The 15480-nt window shown below is 41.2% G+C and carries 12 protein-coding genes; 9 read left to right on the top strand and 3 right to left on the bottom strand.

Annotated elements, in window-relative coordinates; all coding sequences use genetic code 11:
- The first annotated feature begins 20 nt into the window (after positions 1–20).
- The 3 genes from AC3AQ9_RS07890 to AC3AQ9_RS07880 all read left to right on the top strand — a co-directional run bounded on the left by AC3AQ9_RS07890 (position 21) and on the right by AC3AQ9_RS07880 (position 4606).
- Positions 21–1058 carry a glycosyltransferase family 2 protein gene (locus tag AC3AQ9_RS07890; RefSeq protein ID WP_488306921.1) on the top strand — a complete coding sequence of 346 codons (1038 nt, stop codon included), beginning with the start codon at positions 21–23 and terminating at the stop codon, positions 1056–1058.
- 529 nt (positions 1059–1587) lie between these two features.
- Positions 1588–3387 carry a M3 family oligoendopeptidase gene (locus tag AC3AQ9_RS07885; protein WP_488306920.1) on the top strand — a complete coding sequence of 600 codons (1800 nt, stop codon included), beginning with the start codon at positions 1588–1590 and terminating at the stop codon, positions 3385–3387.
- Positions 3388–3820: 433 nt separating this feature from the next.
- On the top strand, positions 3821–4606 hold the full coding sequence (locus tag AC3AQ9_RS07880; protein WP_488306919.1) for an ABC transporter ATP-binding protein: 786 nt from the start codon (positions 3821–3823) through the stop codon (positions 4604–4606).
- A gap of 58 nt (positions 4607–4664) precedes the next feature.
- On the opposite strand, the gene AC3AQ9_RS07875 is transcribed toward AC3AQ9_RS07880, so the two are convergent.
- Positions 4665–5723 carry a mechanosensitive ion channel family protein gene (locus AC3AQ9_RS07875; RefSeq protein ID WP_488306918.1) on the bottom strand — a complete coding sequence of 353 codons (1059 nt, stop codon included), beginning with the start codon at positions 5721–5723 and terminating at the stop codon, positions 4665–4667.
- A gap of 247 nt (positions 5724–5970) precedes the next feature.
- Between AC3AQ9_RS07875 and AC3AQ9_RS07870 the strand changes: the two genes are divergently transcribed.
- The 3 genes from AC3AQ9_RS07870 to AC3AQ9_RS07860 all read left to right on the top strand — a co-directional run bounded on the left by AC3AQ9_RS07870 (position 5971) and on the right by AC3AQ9_RS07860 (position 8284).
- A complete protein-coding gene (locus AC3AQ9_RS07870) occupies positions 5971–7434 on the top strand; it encodes an amidase family protein (protein ID WP_488306917.1) in 1464 nt (487 codons plus the stop codon).
- A 140-nt stretch (positions 7435–7574) separates the two neighbouring features.
- The gene (locus AC3AQ9_RS07865) at positions 7575–7805 is read left to right on the top strand and encodes a YgaP family membrane protein (protein WP_488306916.1); all 231 of its coding nucleotides are present in this window, start codon (positions 7575–7577) and stop codon (positions 7803–7805) included.
- 53 nt (positions 7806–7858) lie between these two features.
- Entirely contained in the window at positions 7859–8284 is a 426-nt protein-coding gene (locus tag AC3AQ9_RS07860) for a CBS domain-containing protein (protein WP_488306915.1), read from the top strand.
- A gap of 94 nt (positions 8285–8378) precedes the next feature.
- Here the strand turns inward: AC3AQ9_RS07860 and AC3AQ9_RS07855 are convergent, their stop codons facing one another.
- Positions 8379–8477, bottom strand: a complete 99-nt coding sequence (locus AC3AQ9_RS07855; protein WP_488307563.1) for a topoisomerase DNA-binding C4 zinc finger domain-containing protein — start codon at positions 8475–8477, stop codon at positions 8379–8381.
- An 802-nt stretch (positions 8478–9279) separates the two neighbouring features.
- On the opposite strand from AC3AQ9_RS07855, the gene AC3AQ9_RS07850 reads away from it, so the two are divergent.
- Together AC3AQ9_RS07850 and AC3AQ9_RS07845 are read left to right on the top strand one after the other, a co-directional pair.
- Positions 9280–10443, top strand: a complete 1164-nt coding sequence (locus tag AC3AQ9_RS07850) for a CapA family protein (protein WP_488306914.1) — start codon at positions 9280–9282, stop codon at positions 10441–10443.
- 713 nt (positions 10444–11156) lie between these two features.
- Positions 11157–12470: a lipopolysaccharide biosynthesis protein gene (locus AC3AQ9_RS07845; RefSeq protein WP_488306913.1), complete on the top strand. Its 1314-nt coding sequence runs from the start codon at positions 11157–11159 to the stop codon at positions 12468–12470.
- Between the two features lie 651 nt (positions 12471–13121).
- Here AC3AQ9_RS07845 and AC3AQ9_RS07840 read toward each other — a convergent pair.
- On the bottom strand, positions 13122–13946 hold the full coding sequence (locus AC3AQ9_RS07840; RefSeq protein ID WP_488306912.1) for an aldo/keto reductase: 825 nt from the start codon (positions 13944–13946) through the stop codon (positions 13122–13124).
- A 296-nt stretch (positions 13947–14242) separates the two neighbouring features.
- Here AC3AQ9_RS07840 and AC3AQ9_RS07835 point away from each other — a divergent pair, with 296 nt between their 5' ends.
- A complete protein-coding gene (locus AC3AQ9_RS07835) occupies positions 14243–15445 on the top strand; it encodes a MalY/PatB family protein (RefSeq protein WP_488306911.1) in 1203 nt (400 codons plus the stop codon).
- Positions 15446–15480 lie beyond the last annotated feature (35 nt).

Here is a 15480-nt window from a genome sequence, read left to right as displayed (position 1 = left end):
CTTTCCAGTCCATTTGACTAGTGAAACGAAAAGGAGGGGGTCCTATTAAATCAAAAGTGTCTATTATCGTTCCGGTATATAACGTGGAGCCTTATATTCGCCGCTGTATAGAAAGCATAACAAACCAAATAGAATTTAATAGCTTTGAAGTGCTCATAATCAACGATGGAACTACAGATGGAAGCATAGAACAAATTCAAGACCTTGTTATGAAGCATCCGAATATACACTTGATCAATCAGGAAAATCGCGGATTAAGTGAAGCAAGGAATACAGGAATTCGATTGGCGAAAGGGGAATTTCTTAGTTTCATCGATAGTGATGATTGGATTGAACCGGAAATGATCTCATCGATGTATCATGCAGCTGTCCAAACAAATAGCGAAATTGCAATTTGTAATATCCGTAAAGTCTATGAAGATAACGTGAAATTAATTCGAAGTATAGAACACGGTTTCGATAAGAATAGCATCATTACTTCAAAGCAAGCGATAAATTATTTTTTTGACCATAAAAAAATAAATGGCCAAGTTTGCAATAAAATATACAAAACAGAGCTGTTCAAAGATAATCATATTTTTTTTCCAAAAGGCAAGACCTTTGAAGATTTGTCTACTTGTTTTGCTCTTTTTTGGCACTCTACAAATGTAGTTTTCCTTGATGATTGCTTCTACAATTATCTACAGCGAGAAGGAAGCATTACTAAAAAAGCTGATATTAGTTTCTGGCATTTAATTGATAACGTTTATTTGATCGAGAAATTCCTTATTCATAAAAACATGCGGAAACACTATTCCGAAAAATTTTTGACCCTTTTAATCACCTTGCTTTTTGGGGTCTATGTTCATTTGGAAAAGCATAAGAAAGATAAGAACTACCATTTTCTAAAGCATAAATTGAAAGGAGAGATAAGAAGAATTAACTTAAAGAATGCAGTTTTTCTTTATAAACTTCATCCGATGGTTCGATTGAAATTAATGATTATGAAACTAAGAGTAGAACTTATAATCAATTTAATGTTGAGAGTGAAAGCCTTTAAAAATAGAACCAATATGTGAAATATAAAGCATGAAAGTCATTAAAATGATAGCTTAATTTCAATTTAAAATATGCTTCGCCAGGAATAAAACCATTTTAAGCTATTCCTAATACATTTAAAAAGAAATGTAAGCTCTGAAAAAGGCATAAGGTGCTGCTCTTTTATACTTATAAAAGAAATTCAATAAAGAGGAGTCGTTGCTAAGAGCTGAGCCACCGATGTTGTTTATCAAAAACGCTTCTCACCACTATTCATTAAGTTGACTGAGAAAGAGGACCTTGCCACAGCTGCATTTCTGATGCCTTATAATGAGAGAATTTAGAGCAGAATATTACAGGAGATATGATTTGGATCATGAAGAGAACTGTTGAGAGAGTATCGCCTGAATTTTATGAATTACAAGGAAGAAATTCACATGTTATTGTAGCTGCTATAATGAAAACCCTCCACTTCTCTAAGGTGGATTTTTTTATTTTCACAAACTTGAATACTTAGAATTATTAAACTAATATTGAGTCAGTACCTATACGCAAAGGGGAGATCAACAAATGAACCATTATGAAACGACCTGGGACTTGGACAGCATTTTCAAAGGCGGCAGCACATCACAAGAGCTGAAGATATACATAGCAAAATTTGAAGCCAATTTAAATGAACTGACCGAACTGGTTGACAGTTTCAGTCCGCCAAACTCCCCGGAACAAGCGAGGGAGCTGTCTTTGATTCTTGAGCTTTTGGACAGCACAGTGAAACAGCTGCGGGAAATTGGAGCGTTTGCAAGCTGCCTGACCGCACAGGATATCAATGACAATGAAGCGAAGATCTTATCAGGAAAAAGAAGTGAGCTGGGTGCCGCCTTTGCTTCGGTGATGGCAAAGCTGGACCAGAAGTTTCTGCAAATAGAAGACGAAGTGTGGACGGGTTTACTTGAACAGCCAAGTTTGGAACCGCTGGCATTTGTGCTGGATGAACGGCGCACGCAGGCAAAGGAAAAGCTGCCGCTCGAGCAGGAAATCCTGATCAACGATTTGTCCGTCAACGGGTATGCAGCTTGGAATCAGCTGTACAACAGTCTGGTCGGGAAAATGAGCATTGAGCATACGGAGGGCGGCAAGGTGAAGAAGCTGTCGATGGGACAGGCGGCGAACCGTTTGAGCACACCTAACCGTGAAGCACGCAAGCAAGTATTCGAGAAAATCAGCCATGCCTGGCAGGAAGAAGCAGGTATCTTTAGTGAAACTTTAAATAACTTGGCCGGTTTCCGCCTGCAGACATACAAGCACCGAAACTGGGACAATGTTTTGAAAGAGCCGCTGGAACTGAACCGCATGAGTGAAAAAACCTTGGACACCATGTGGGGAACGATTACTGCGCATAAAGCGCCTTTTGTTTCCTATTTCCGACGGAAAGCGCAGCTGCTGGGACTTGAAAAACTGGAGTGGCACGATTTGAATGCGCCGCTGACAAAATCCACGCAGAAAGTGGGCTACGACGAAGCGGCGGCGTTCATCCTGGAGCAGTTTGGCAAGTTCAGCCCGAAGATGGCCGAGTTTTCCAAAGGAGCGTTTGAAAACCGCTGGATAGAAGCGGAAGACCGAGCTGGTAAGCGCCCTGGCGGCTTTTGCACGAGTTTTCCAGACAGCGAACAAACCCGCATCTTTATGACGTTCTCCGGTTCCGCAACGAATATCTCAACTTTAGCGCACGAACTCGGGCATGCCTATCATCAGCATGTCATGAACAGTACAGAAGTGCTGAACCAGCGCTACGCCATGAACGTAGCAGAAACAGCTTCCACATTCGCTGAAATGGTGGTATCCGATGCTGCCGTGAAAAACGCTTCTTCTAATGAAGAAAAAATCTCTTTGCTGGAAGATAAAATCAAGCGGAGCATTGCATTTTTCATGAATATCCAATCCCGTTTCCTGTTCGAAACGCGCTTTTACGAAGAACGGAAAAAAGGGGCGGTTTCGGTGGAGCGGTTAAATCAACTGGCAGTTGAAGCGCAGCAGGAAGCCTACGCAGATGAGCTCGCCAGCTATAATCCGACTTTTTGGGCTTCTACTTTGCACTTCCATATTACGGGTGTGCCGTTCTATAACTTCCCGTATACGTTCGGCTATCTGTTCAGCCAGGGTATTTATGCCAAGGCGCTGGAGACAGAAGGCGGTTTTGAAGAATCCTATAATGCCTTGCTGCGGGATACTGGCCGCATGACGGTCGAACAGCTGGCACAGAAGCATTTAGGTGTTGATCTGGAACAAGCCGGCTTCTGGGAAGGCGCCATTGCAGTTTGCGTGAAAGATGTAGAAGAGTTTCTGGAGTTAACGGAAGTTGTTGTACAGTAAAAGGGATTTGGAGAACATCGATTGAAAGATTGGAAACACCGATAGAAGCTTGAGAAACACCGATTGAAAGTCGGGAAACACCGATAGAAAGATGAGAAATGTCGATAGAAAGTGCGGGGAATTTCGATAGAGTTTTGGGCTGATTGCATTTTGCCGAGGCAAAATGCGTTTTGGGTCTTAGGGAGCCCTTTGCTTCGGCAAAGGACTTTTCCAAACAATCTTTTGCCCTTCGAGAGCTGCTTTTTAGAAGAACCTCGATAGAAACTTGAGAAACACCGATTAAAACAATAGAAACACAGATAGAAACCAGAAAAACACAGATAGAACCTGCTGAAAACGCCGATATAGGTTTTGGCAGGCCAAATTTTCACCTGTATTATCGATTAACAAGTAATGCCTGCACATAGAAAATCAAAGAGATAGGAGACTGGCAATGAAGGTTCTGGAACTGGAAAATGTGACAAGAAGACGAGATGGCAAGACGCTGCTGAATAAGGTGAACTGGCAAGTGGAACGCGGGGAGCACTGGGTGCTTTACGGCTTGAATGGTGCAGGCAAGACCTCGCTTCTCGATATGATCAATGCTTACTTTTTCCCGACGGAAGGCAAAGTGAGTGTCTTGGGTATGGAGTTCGGGAAAACGTATTTATCCGAAAAATTGCGCAAACAGATCGGTTTTGTCTCTTCATCACTCCAGCAGAAAATTAGTCCGTTCGACAATGCTTATGAAGTGGTATTGAGCGGGGCTTATGCTTCTATCGGATTATACGAAGAGACGACAGAAGAGATTGACCGAAAAGGCGTAGAAATCCTGAAAGAACTGGGCTGCCTTGAGTATGCCAACCGGAGTTATGAAACCTTATCGCATGGTGAACGGCAGCGCGTTTTAATCGGCCGTGCACTGATGGCAGAGCCTTCACTTCTGGTGCTTGATGAGCCGACGAATGGGTTGGATTTTATTGCCCGGGAAGAGCTGCTTGAGGCCATCGAGCGGATTGCGCAGAAACCGGATGCTCCGACCATCATTTATGTGACGCATCATATCGAAGAAATCTTGCCGGAATTCAATAAAACCTTGTTATTAAAAGACGGGGAAGTGTTTGCTTCCGGCAATACAGAAGACATGATTACGAGCGGGGTGCTTTCCGAATTTTTTGGGGTTCCGGTTGAAGTAAACTGGAATCAAGGCCGGCCGCTGCTTTCAAAAATGAAAATTTAAAAGGAAGAACCCGGCATTTGGCCACTCTGTTAATGAGTAGGCCTTGCCGGGTTCTTTTCTATACTTCTTTGGTAAATGGAATCTCTGCCAGCTTCACACCGTTCTTAATAAAAACATCAGCAATGGCGTGGCGAATACGGCTTTCCAATTGTTCCTTCATTTCGACGTCAACCACCCGGACTTCAACGACGAAGTCGAGCGATGAATCCCGGAAGTTGATAAAGCGAACGTCTGGCGGTTCGTTGGGAATGCCGGCTACTATCTGCATTTCTCTCACAGCCGCTTCCTGGAGCAGCTGTTCTATTAGTTCTGTGTCATTGCCATAGGCAACGCTGACGACTACCCGTGCAAACAGCTTGGCGCTTGAGCGGTTTTTGACGATTTGCTCGATAAAATACTGGTTGGGCACAATGAGCGTGCCGTTTTTCAAGGTTTCAATCACTGTGGAGCGCAACGTGATTTTTGTGATCTGCCCAATATTTTTATCGATTTCCACCAATTCCCCAACTTTCATCGGCCGTTCAAAAAGAATGATGATCCCCGAAACAAAGTTTGCGGCGATGTTCCGTATGCCAAAACCGATCCCGATTCCAAGCACGCTGAAAATGACGCCGAGCGCTGTCAGATCGAGGCCGACTGTCGTAAATCCGAGTGCCAACGCGATAAACATGACAACGTAATAGAGGAGCCGGTTGATGGTATAGCCCGTGGTGGCATCTACATCAAATTGCGCGTAGAAAAAAGGCATCACGTACCGGTTCAACGCTCTCACCAGGCGGCCGGCAAAGCTGACAGCAATGGCGATGACCACTATTAGGAACACGGACACCTGTATGCCATCCGTTTCATAAAACGGATAAAACAGCCATTGTTCTTCTGAAAAATAAAACAGGAAAAAAAAGATGGCTCCGTAGATGGCGAGCCAGTTCAATAGATCTTCAAGGAACGGGAATACTCGCTCTTTAAAGCGTTTGGATGTAAAAGACTTTTGCAGAAGGAACACCAGGAAGGTCCTTAAGGCGAAAATTAAGGAGAGGTAAATGAAAAACATAAAAAAATCTATTAAAGAAAGTGTCTTTAAAAACTCTATGCCATCGAATAATTGGGTGTTTTCCATGTTAATTCCCCATTTCAATGAACGGTGTTATTATAAATTTTCCCCTTGTAATGCTTTTTAAAACAAAATAATAGGCAGAAACGTCTAAAACATCTCCAGAAATATTAAAATATTTCTTCAGGTTAGAATTTTTGTTTTATTTTCGGAATTAATTTATATAATAGAAAAGAAGGCGGAAGCTAATTGGGTTTACTTATTAAACCGGAAATGCTGCAAAGATTTCTACAGAGAATAGGGGCAAACAACTATGGAAAAAATAGCGTTTGAAATAGAAGAAGCAACCATCAGCCAAATCCAGCAGGCTTTTGAAGAACAACTGCTGACTTCAGTGGAGCTGGTTCAGGCTTACCTGGACAGAATCGAACAGTACGACAAAAACGGTCCGACAATCAATTCGGTGCTGACCATCAATCCGGATGCCTTGAAAATAGCAGCGGAGCTGGATAGCATGCGCGGCCAGGAAGGGCAGGGCCCGTTATACGGGATTCCCGTGCTGCTGAAAGACAATATCAATACGACAGACAAGATGCCAACAACTGCGGGAGCAATTGCGCTGAAAGATCATTTCGCCATTGAAGACGCTTTTGTCGCTTCTCAGCTGAGACAAGCGGGAGCGATTATCCTCGGCAAAGTCAATATGAGCGAATGGGCGTATTTCATGACGGAAAATGTACCAAGCGGCTACAGCGGGCTCGGAGGTCAAGTGCTCAATCCTTATGGAGTGGATGTCTTTGAAGCGGGAAGCGTCGGCGGTTCGAGTTCCGGAACCGGTGCAAGCATCGCCTCAAACTTTGCGGTTGTCGGCATCGGCACGGAAACGTCCGGTTCCATCCTGAGCCCTGCCAGTGCCAATTCAATTGTCGGCATCAAACCGACGGTCGGCTTGACCAGCCGCACGGGCATTATCCCGATTGCAGAAAGCCAGGATACAGCAGGCCCAATGGCGCGTACGGTTGCGGATGCGTCCATCACGCTGGGCATCCTGACAGGAGTGGACGAGCGGGACCCTCTAACTGAACGCAGCGTGGGTGCCGGCTTGACGGACTATACCGCTCATTTAAAAAAGGACGGTCTTGAGGGGGCGAGAATTGGCATCGATTACAGCTTCTTGAATAAGGAAGAACCGGAAGAGCTAGCTATTATTGAAGAAGCGATGGCAGAAATGGAAGCGCAGGGAGCGGTTGTCGTTGAAGTGGTGATTCCGAACCAGGAGTTTCAATCAGGTGTATTATGGTATGAGTTTAAACGGGGCATCAATGATTATTTGGGCAAAACCTCGGAGGACGTGCCGGTGAAGTCACTTGCTGACGTCATTGAATTCAATAAACAAGATTCTGGTACCCGGATGAAATTTGGTCAAATCGAGTTGGAAAGATCGCAGGCATTGAGCGACGACCCAGCCGATCCCACTTATTTGGAGCACCGGGCAACCGACATTAGAACTTCAGCAACAGAAGGCATTGACGTGGTGATGGCCGAGCATAATCTCGATGCTTTGCTGTTCCAGGATAATCGCGGTGCGGCGATGCCGGCTAAAGCTGGATATCCGTCGATTACGGTGCCGGCTGGCTACACCACCAAAGGCTTGCCGGTTGGCGTGACTTTCAGCGGCCTTGCATGGAGTGAACCGCGGCTGATTGAACTGGCGTATGCTTATGAGCAGGCGACCAAAAAACGGGTTGCTCCTAAATTTGAATTAAGAAATGAATGAAAAGCAGCCACTCTTGAAATCAAAGGATTTCGTGAGTGGCTGCTTTATTTGGAGCGTTGCCTCACGACTTAAGAAGCGGTTTAGCACAAAGGGAAAAGGGAACACTATAGGTGTAATCTGGAAACAGGGAGGGATAAGGGATGAAGCAAAACATTGGCACCGTCAATTCGATGATTCGCATCACTGGCGGATTGACATTGCTTGCCTGGTCGATCGCTAAAATGTCTCAGCAATCAAAGCCATCAACCGGGCAATTATTCGTTTCGGTAATGGGCGCACAAAAAGTTGCCGAAGGAATCACCCGCTACTGTCCGTTAACACAAGCGCTTGGCATGGAGAAATCACAGAAACAGATTTCCGCGTTGGATTGATTTTCCTGTAATTTTATGGTAGCCACGAAACCACTATTCGAGGAGGCAAAATCATGAAAGTAACAGAAATTATGACGACTGATGTAGAAACTTGTTCAACAGACACTCCGATTCAAGCGGTGGCAACTCAGATGCTGAATCTGGACGTCGGTTCAATTCCGGTCACTGACGGCAATAAATTAGTCGGCATTATCACAGACCGGGATATCGTAACTCGAGGAATCGCCGCTCAGTTCACGCTTGATACGCCGGTAGGCCAAATCATTTCATCAGAACTTGTGACGGGCAGACCGGATATGGATGTTGAAGACGCGGCAACCTTGATGTCACAACATCAAATCCGCCGACTTCCGATTGTCGAAGACGATAAAATTATCGGGATTGTTTCACTGGGCGATATTGCCGTGAAAGACCCATCTGATCAGCATGCAGGAGAAGCTATTGAAGATATCTCGAAACCCGCAGAACCGAATGAATAATTTTGTATGACTTACTTAAATAAAGAGGAGTTAGAAAAAGCCGATGTTGAAATCCACAGATTTCAGCATCGGCTTTTATGTAGGCAAAAAATATTTATGCAGTAAACCGGCATTTCGGGAAAGACGAGCAGCCTTTGAAGGTGCTCTGCTTTCCGGCTCTTGTGACGAGTGGGCCTCCGCAATTCGGACAGATGTTTGCGGAGATTCGGCCTTTTTTCTTTTGCTACATTTCTGTAATTGCCTGGACATAATATTTTTTTGTTTCCGAATCTTTGACGGTGGCTTATTTAAGGTAGACACCAAAAGTTGCAACAGACTGTTTTGTAAGTATAGGCTCTTTATTAGGATAGAACCGTCCGTACATTGCCGCCCGTTTGAAGGACTTGAATGTTAGGGGAGTTGATTATTATTTTCTTCAGCAAGCTATTATTTGAAAAGCTGATGATGGAAACCATAGGATGGGTATAGCTTGGCAAATGTTTTTTAAGTATTTTTAAATACCCGTAGTTTTGGTAGGGCAGATTGTAGAACTTTCTTTTGGATTTTAATTTCATCTTTATATTGTAATTTCATGTCGAATTTTTAAAAATTATTTGAAAAAGAAAACTGTAATAAAAGACTATGTCGTGGCATTATATAAAAAAGCTTCTCAAGGTGGGTATGCATTTCTACAACTCAGCATATTTCTTAATTAAGATTGATATTGAAGATTATTAGATAAGATTTAGCAGAACGCTCAAATATAGTTAAAATATTCATAATTTTAATAAAATATAGATTTATTTTTATTTCTATGGTTAAAATAGATTACAAGAGATTAATATCGTGCTCTTTTTAATTTTGCCTAACTGGCCTCCTTATCTAAAATTAAAGAAATGCACTTTTATAAGGAGTAAATAATTAATGTGGGCAGTATAGCAGGTAAAGAAGGCGTGAAGGAATTTGAATTTCAAAACTAGTTAATTTAACTTTGGGGAAGAAAGGAGTTTATAAAAATGGAAGAATCAATAAAAATAGCGATTTTAGGGGATATTTGTCCGACAGAAGATTATCGGAAACTCTTTGACAGCCAAGACCCGGAACAGATTCTTGATGGAGCAGTGAATATACTAAGAGAAGCTGACGTTTCTATTGCTAACCTTGAAGCACCTGCTACGGAAACCGATGAACCAATCATGAAAACAGGGCCGAGTTTAAAAGCTTTGCCAAAAGATTTAGAAACACTTCAAAAAGGGGGAATAAATGTATTTTCCATGGCGAATAACCATATTCTGGATTATGGCGTTCAAGGAGTCATAGATACTTTAGAAACATGTGAAAGATTGGGGATCAAGACAGTAGGAAGTGGACATGACTTGAATGCCGCTAAAGAGCCACTTTTCCTTTCGCTAAAAGGTAAAACGATAGGAATATTAAGCTTTGCAGAAGCAGAATTTAATTTGGCCACATCAAATCAGGCTGGAGCTAACCGTTTTGATTACTTTGATTCTATAAAAGACATATATGCTGCTAAGAAAAAATGTGATTTTTTAATTGTCCTATATCACGGCGGCAGCGAATATCATCCCTATCCATCTCCACTATTGCAGAAAAAATGTAGGAATATGGCTGAGTTTGGTGCGGATCTAGTATTATGCCAACATAGTCATTGCATAGGCACATATGAAGAAGTAAATGGAAGTACCATACTTTATGGGCAAGGAAACTCAGTCTTCGGCTGGGAAGAGGGTAATGATGAATGGAATGAAGGAATATTAGTGGAAATTACGATTGTTGGCGCAGGCAAGCCTCAAATAAGATTTGTTTTACTAAACGCCAGTGTACACGGCATAAGGCTTGCTGACGAAAGCAAAGCTGTCGAACGGCTGAGAAGGATGGATGAAATGTCTAAGGCTTTGGAGTATCCAGAACAAATAAATGCGTTATGGGAAGATTTTTCAAGGAGCAACGCTTCGTATTACTATCCCATGTTATTCGGCAGGGGCCGAATTTTTAATAAGCTTAATCGGTTGATGAATAACCGCTTAATTGACCTTCTATATTCTGATAAGAACCATATGATAGTCATGAATATATTTCGGTGTGAGGCACACAATGAAGTAATGCAAACCATTCTAAAACAAAACTTTAGAAAAAAACAAAACAATGTTGAATTGTAATAAAGGCTTTTCTGATTGCATACAGATGATTGTGTTTTAGATGTTAAGTTTTATTTTCAGTGTATAGAAGGGAATAGTTTTTTAGATATGAGCTTATCAAAAATCTCAATTGAAATATTTGATAAAACCACTTTAGAAATCTACGGATTCAAAAGTGGTTTTATTTTAAAAAGTAACAGTTAGTCTTATTTATAATCGTTAGACCTAGTTAAAAAAAGAAATTTAATTGACCGATTAGCAATAATAATATATAAGTGCAATTTATTTTTTATGATTTATGAGTTTAAATACTGATATTCCATTATTTAATTTATAATTTTCTTAATTATGTATAAAATTAAGAAAATTATTCTGTTTTAGAGAAAGAATTGATGATAGAATAATTGAAAATAGAGCTTTAAATGCCATTTATTATCCTAATGTATATTATTTGCTAGTAAAAAGATTCCACACATTGAGGAGGTTGACACATTTAAAAAAGGGAATCTTTTTGGCTATTTAAAAATTAATTAAGAAGGAAGAAAATCAAATATCGGCGAAAAGCTTTGAAAATTTATAATTGTATCATGATAAAAAAGTGAGGAAAGCGGAAGTTATAAAAGAAAATACCTTTTTAAAAAGGTTTAAAATTAGGGAAATTAATTATCTGCTTTTGCTAGTTATTATTATAAAGAATAATTCAAAGAGATAATATGGGAGACTCCCGATTAAAGATGGAAGGCGGTATAAAAGGGAAAATGAGAAGTCAAGTTGAAAAACTCACCAATAAGCCGTTTGTGCGCAATGTCATAATTGTAGCTACAGGTACTGCCATGGCTCAAATTGTTTATATGGCATTATCCCCTATTATTACAAGATTGTATGGTCCTGAAGCTTATGGATTGATGGGAGCTTTCATGGCTATAGTGATTATTGTTGGCCCTGTATCAGCATTGACTTACCCAATTGCCATTGTACTTCCGAAGAAGGAGGAGGATGCTCAGGGATTGGTTCAGCTTTCTTTTTTGATTTCCATAGTAGGTGCAACTTCCTTGGGCTTGTTGCTTTTACTATTTTACGATCAGATTATCAACTTGTTTAATCTTACAGACATGTCCCCGTTTCTATTTCTTCTGCCATTTGTTGCACTGTTTTCAGGCACTTTGCAAATAGCAGAAGGTTGGTTAATTCGAACAAAGCAGTTTAAAGTAACTGCGAAAGTCGCAGTGTTGCAAGCTTTAATGTTACAGGGAAGCATGGTTTTGATCGGACTATTTTACCCGAATGCGGCTGTACTTATCTTCTTGTCAACATTCGGAATTGGCTTTAAGGCAGCAATGATGATTGGTCTATCCAGCAGAATTGAAAAAATCGAATTCAAGCTTAAGCAGCAAAAAAGAGGGCTTGTTAAAAAGCTGGCATTTAAACATAAAGATTTTCCGTTCTACAGGGCACCGGAAGTTTTTATAGATGCAGTATCTCAAGGGTTGCCAATTATATTGCTTGCCAATTTTTTTGGCCCTGCTTCTGCTGGTTTTTATTCAATTGGATACACTGTACTATCAATTCCTTCGCAACTGATTGGCAAGTCTGTTGGAGACGTTTTTTACCCCAGAATATCCGATGCAGCAAATAATGGAGAGAAGATGACAGATTTAATAAAAAAAGCGACTTATTATTTAGGGGTTGTTGGTATCTTTCCTTATATCATTGTTATTTTTTTTGGACCTCCACTTTTCAGTTTTGTTTTTGGTGCTGAATGGGAAATGGCAGGTGAATATGCTAGATGGATTGCACTTTGGTCCTTTTTCAAATTTCTTAATAAAGCAAGTACAACAGCATTGCCAGCTTTATCTGCACAAGCATTTCAATTGATTAGCACAATCATTATGTTAGTAGGCCGAATTACAGCATTGGTTGTCGGCTTTTACATATATAAGAGCGATTTGATTGCAATTGCTTTATTCTCTCTTACTGGTGCAATCTTAAATATAGTATTTATCGCAGCTACTTTACATATCAGTAGAAAGTATGATCAAAAAATTTAGAGCAACTACTTCTTAAAAGAAATGAGGAGTGAAATGAGTGATAATATTTATTCGAATCGAATGGTAGAAGCAGGAGTTTTAAGAAAGGAAACCCATTCGATTTATCATGAGGACTTTCCAAAAATTACAGAGTTTCACAGGGCTTGGGATTTTAGAGGTTAAAGGAATAGCAAGAATCCGGGGGAAACTGGAAATTGCTTTTAGAAAATGGGAAAGTTAAGATATATGTTGAAAAGTAACGCAACAGCAGCAATGTGATGGTCAATGCTTTTAATGTAAAAGATATCCCTTTTTTTGATAGCAAAGAACTGACAGCAACTCAGCGAAATAATTTGTTGCACATACTCTATAGTAACCAGAAAAGCATAAATCTTGTAGAAGAAGAGTTAGTGCAAGAGAGGCATCAAGTTTTTTCTCTGTCGCAAAGCAAGTAGATTCAGAACCGAATCTTAATCGTTTTTCAAAGCATCGAAACTGATGTGCTGTTATTTAGAGAATCTACTATAATCTTTACGGAATCTTTTAGAGAAGTAATCTAAATCACAAAGATAAATAGTAAAGTTAAAAGGCGTAAGTCCGGTATGTTTCAGGGCTTACGCCTTTTAAGAGTTTAAATTTCTTCACCATTAGTTCATGCTAAGGAAACAAACCTCACCGCATATGCATTTCATTCGGATGTGAGCCTTTGCGGCGGTCTTTGTTTAAACCATTAATCTGTTCCATTTCATCTGCGGATAATTCGAAATCGAACACTTGGAAGTTCTCTTCAATGCGCGAAGGAGTGACGGATTTCGGAATGGCAATCGAGTTGTTTTGCAGGTGCCAGCGCAGTACTACTTGGGCAGGGGATTTGCCATGCGCTTCTGCAATTTGCAGGACAGCCCCGTCCTGCAGCACTTCACCGCCTTGATCGAGCGGGCTCCAAGCTTCAATGAAAATATCGTGTTTTGCACAAAACTCTTTTAAGTCGTTCTGTGCCAAATACGGATGGCATTCAATCTGATTTAACACGGGTGTCACTTCACATTCTGCCAACAAGCGCTCCAAATGTTCGATTTCAAAATTGCAGACGCCAATCGCTTTGACGCGTCCGTCTTTATAAAGCTTTTCAAGTGCTTTATATGTATCGACGTATTGGTCAAAATTTGGGGTCGGCCAGTGAATCAAATAAAGGTCAACATAATCAAGGCCTAAACGTTCTAAGCTTTCTTCATAAGCTTGAATGGTCTTGTCAAAGCCTTGGTCACTGTTCCAGACTTTTGTCGTAATAAACAACTCTTCTCGTGGAATACCGGATTCCTTGATCGCTTTTCCAACACCTTTTTCATTTTTATAAATCATTGCCGTATCGATTGAGCGATAGCCTGCTTCCAGCGCTTTTGCTACGGCGTCAGTTGCCAGGTCGTCCGGTACTTGCCAAACCCCGAATCCAAGCTGTGGCATTTTCAATCCATTGTTTAAGGTCACAAATTCCATTCTGCATTTCTCCTTTTTTAAAAAATTGAATTGTTATAATGAATACCCTTCTATTTTGATGATTAATCTTAATAAGTGCAATTATTTCGAATCAAGAAATATTAAGGATTAAACGGCACAAAGACAGTAAAAGGCTTAAAGGAATTTACAGAAGATATAGGGAAGAATTTAAAAAAGCATATTGCTAAAAACAGCCATTCAAAAACCGTTTCAAGCTTAGCAAGGCGCCAAGCGGGGTAATGAATGACTAGTTGCGTTACACTGAATGCAGAATAAGATCGAAAGGAAGTTGCGACATGAAATACGATTTCGATGAAATCATCAACCGAAGAGGAACCTATTCCTTGAAATGGGACGGAGCCGATCTGATTAAAGAATTTGGCCTGACGGAACGCTATGATGAAGACACCATTCCATTATTTACAGCTGATATGGATTTGCCGGTGCCACAGCCATTAATTGATGCCTTACATAAAACAGTCGATCACCGGATTTTTGGCTATACGGTGTTCCCGGAAGAATATTACGAGGCCATTAACAGATGGTTCAAGAAGCGCCACGACTGGGAAGTCACGAAAGAGCAGATCGTCTTCAGCCCAGGAACGGTCCATGCCCTGAATGTGGCTGTTAAGGCCTTTACAAAACCTGGGGACGGCATCATTATCCAACGGCCGGTCTATCCGCCGTTTACCGGTGCGATTGAAGGCAATGAGCGAGTAGTGGTGAATAATGCGCTGATTGCAGATGAAAACCAATATTACACCATCGATTTTGAGGATTTTGAAGAAAAAGCGAAAGATGAAAAGACGACAATGTTCATCTTATGCCATCCGCATAATCCAACGGGACGCATTTTTACTAAAGAAGAGTTGCGTAAAATGGCGGAAATCTGCCAGCGCCATAATGTTTTGATTGTGGCAGATGAAATCCACGGAGATTTGATCCGGAAAGATCAGGTTTTTATTCCGATGGCAAAAGCGGTGGGAAATACAGACAACCTCATTACATTGACCGCCATCAATAAGACTTTTAATGTTGCCGGACTTCACTGTACAAATGTCATCATCCAAAATGAAGATCTGCGCGCAACCTTCGCCACTGAAATGGGCATACAGCTGCCTTCGCCTTTCACCGTGGCAGCGCTGATCGCCGTTTACAATGAAGGCGAAGATTGGCTAGAGCAGCTGAAAGAATATATAGATGGCACCATGGACTATGTCAAAGAGTTCCTGGCAGAAAAGATGCCGCAAGTGAAAGTCAGCATTCCGGAAGGAACGTATATCTTATGGCTCGATTTCAGCGGCTACAATATCAATGCTGAAGAAATCCATGACCGTATTTATAATAAAGCCAATGTCTTGCTTGAAGATGGCGGCATGTTCGGCGAGGAAGGGTTGCTGTATCAGCGTATTTGCCTTCCATCTCCGCGGCCGGTAATTAAAGAGGCTCTGGAGCGGATTGCAAAAGAGTTTGAAGATTTGTCTGTTAAATCACAATAAAAATTTAGTAGTTGCCACTCTCAATTGTATTGCTG

Source organism: Planococcus sp. VCh962 (assembly GCF_057748275.1).
Note: the sequence above shows the minus strand (reverse complement) of the source record. Positions and strands in the feature narration are given on the sequence as shown.

Coding starts and splice junctions, on each gene's coding strand:
- AC3AQ9_RS07885 (WP_488306920.1), top strand. CDS start 1,588: ATGAACCATTATGAAACGACCTGGGACTTGGACAGCATTTTCAAAGGC.
- AC3AQ9_RS07880 (WP_488306919.1), top strand. CDS start 3,821: ATGAAGGTTCTGGAACTGGAAAATGTGACAAGAAGACGAGATGGCAAG.
- AC3AQ9_RS07875 (WP_488306918.1), bottom strand. CDS start 5,723: ATGGAAAACACCCAATTATTCGATGGCATAGAGTTTTTAAAGACACTT.
- AC3AQ9_RS07870 (WP_488306917.1), top strand. CDS start 5,971: ATGGAAAAAATAGCGTTTGAAATAGAAGAAGCAACCATCAGCCAAATC.
- AC3AQ9_RS07865 (WP_488306916.1), top strand. CDS start 7,575: ATGAAGCAAAACATTGGCACCGTCAATTCGATGATTCGCATCACTGGC.
- AC3AQ9_RS07860 (WP_488306915.1), top strand. CDS start 7,859: ATGAAAGTAACAGAAATTATGACGACTGATGTAGAAACTTGTTCAACA.
- AC3AQ9_RS07850 (WP_488306914.1), top strand. CDS start 9,280: ATGGAAGAATCAATAAAAATAGCGATTTTAGGGGATATTTGTCCGACA.
- AC3AQ9_RS07845 (WP_488306913.1), top strand. CDS start 11,157: ATGGAAGGCGGTATAAAAGGGAAAATGAGAAGTCAAGTTGAAAAACTC.
- AC3AQ9_RS07840 (WP_488306912.1), bottom strand. CDS start 13,946: ATGGAATTTGTGACCTTAAACAATGGATTGAAAATGCCACAGCTTGGA.
- AC3AQ9_RS07835 (WP_488306911.1), top strand. CDS start 14,243: ATGAAATACGATTTCGATGAAATCATCAACCGAAGAGGAACCTATTCC.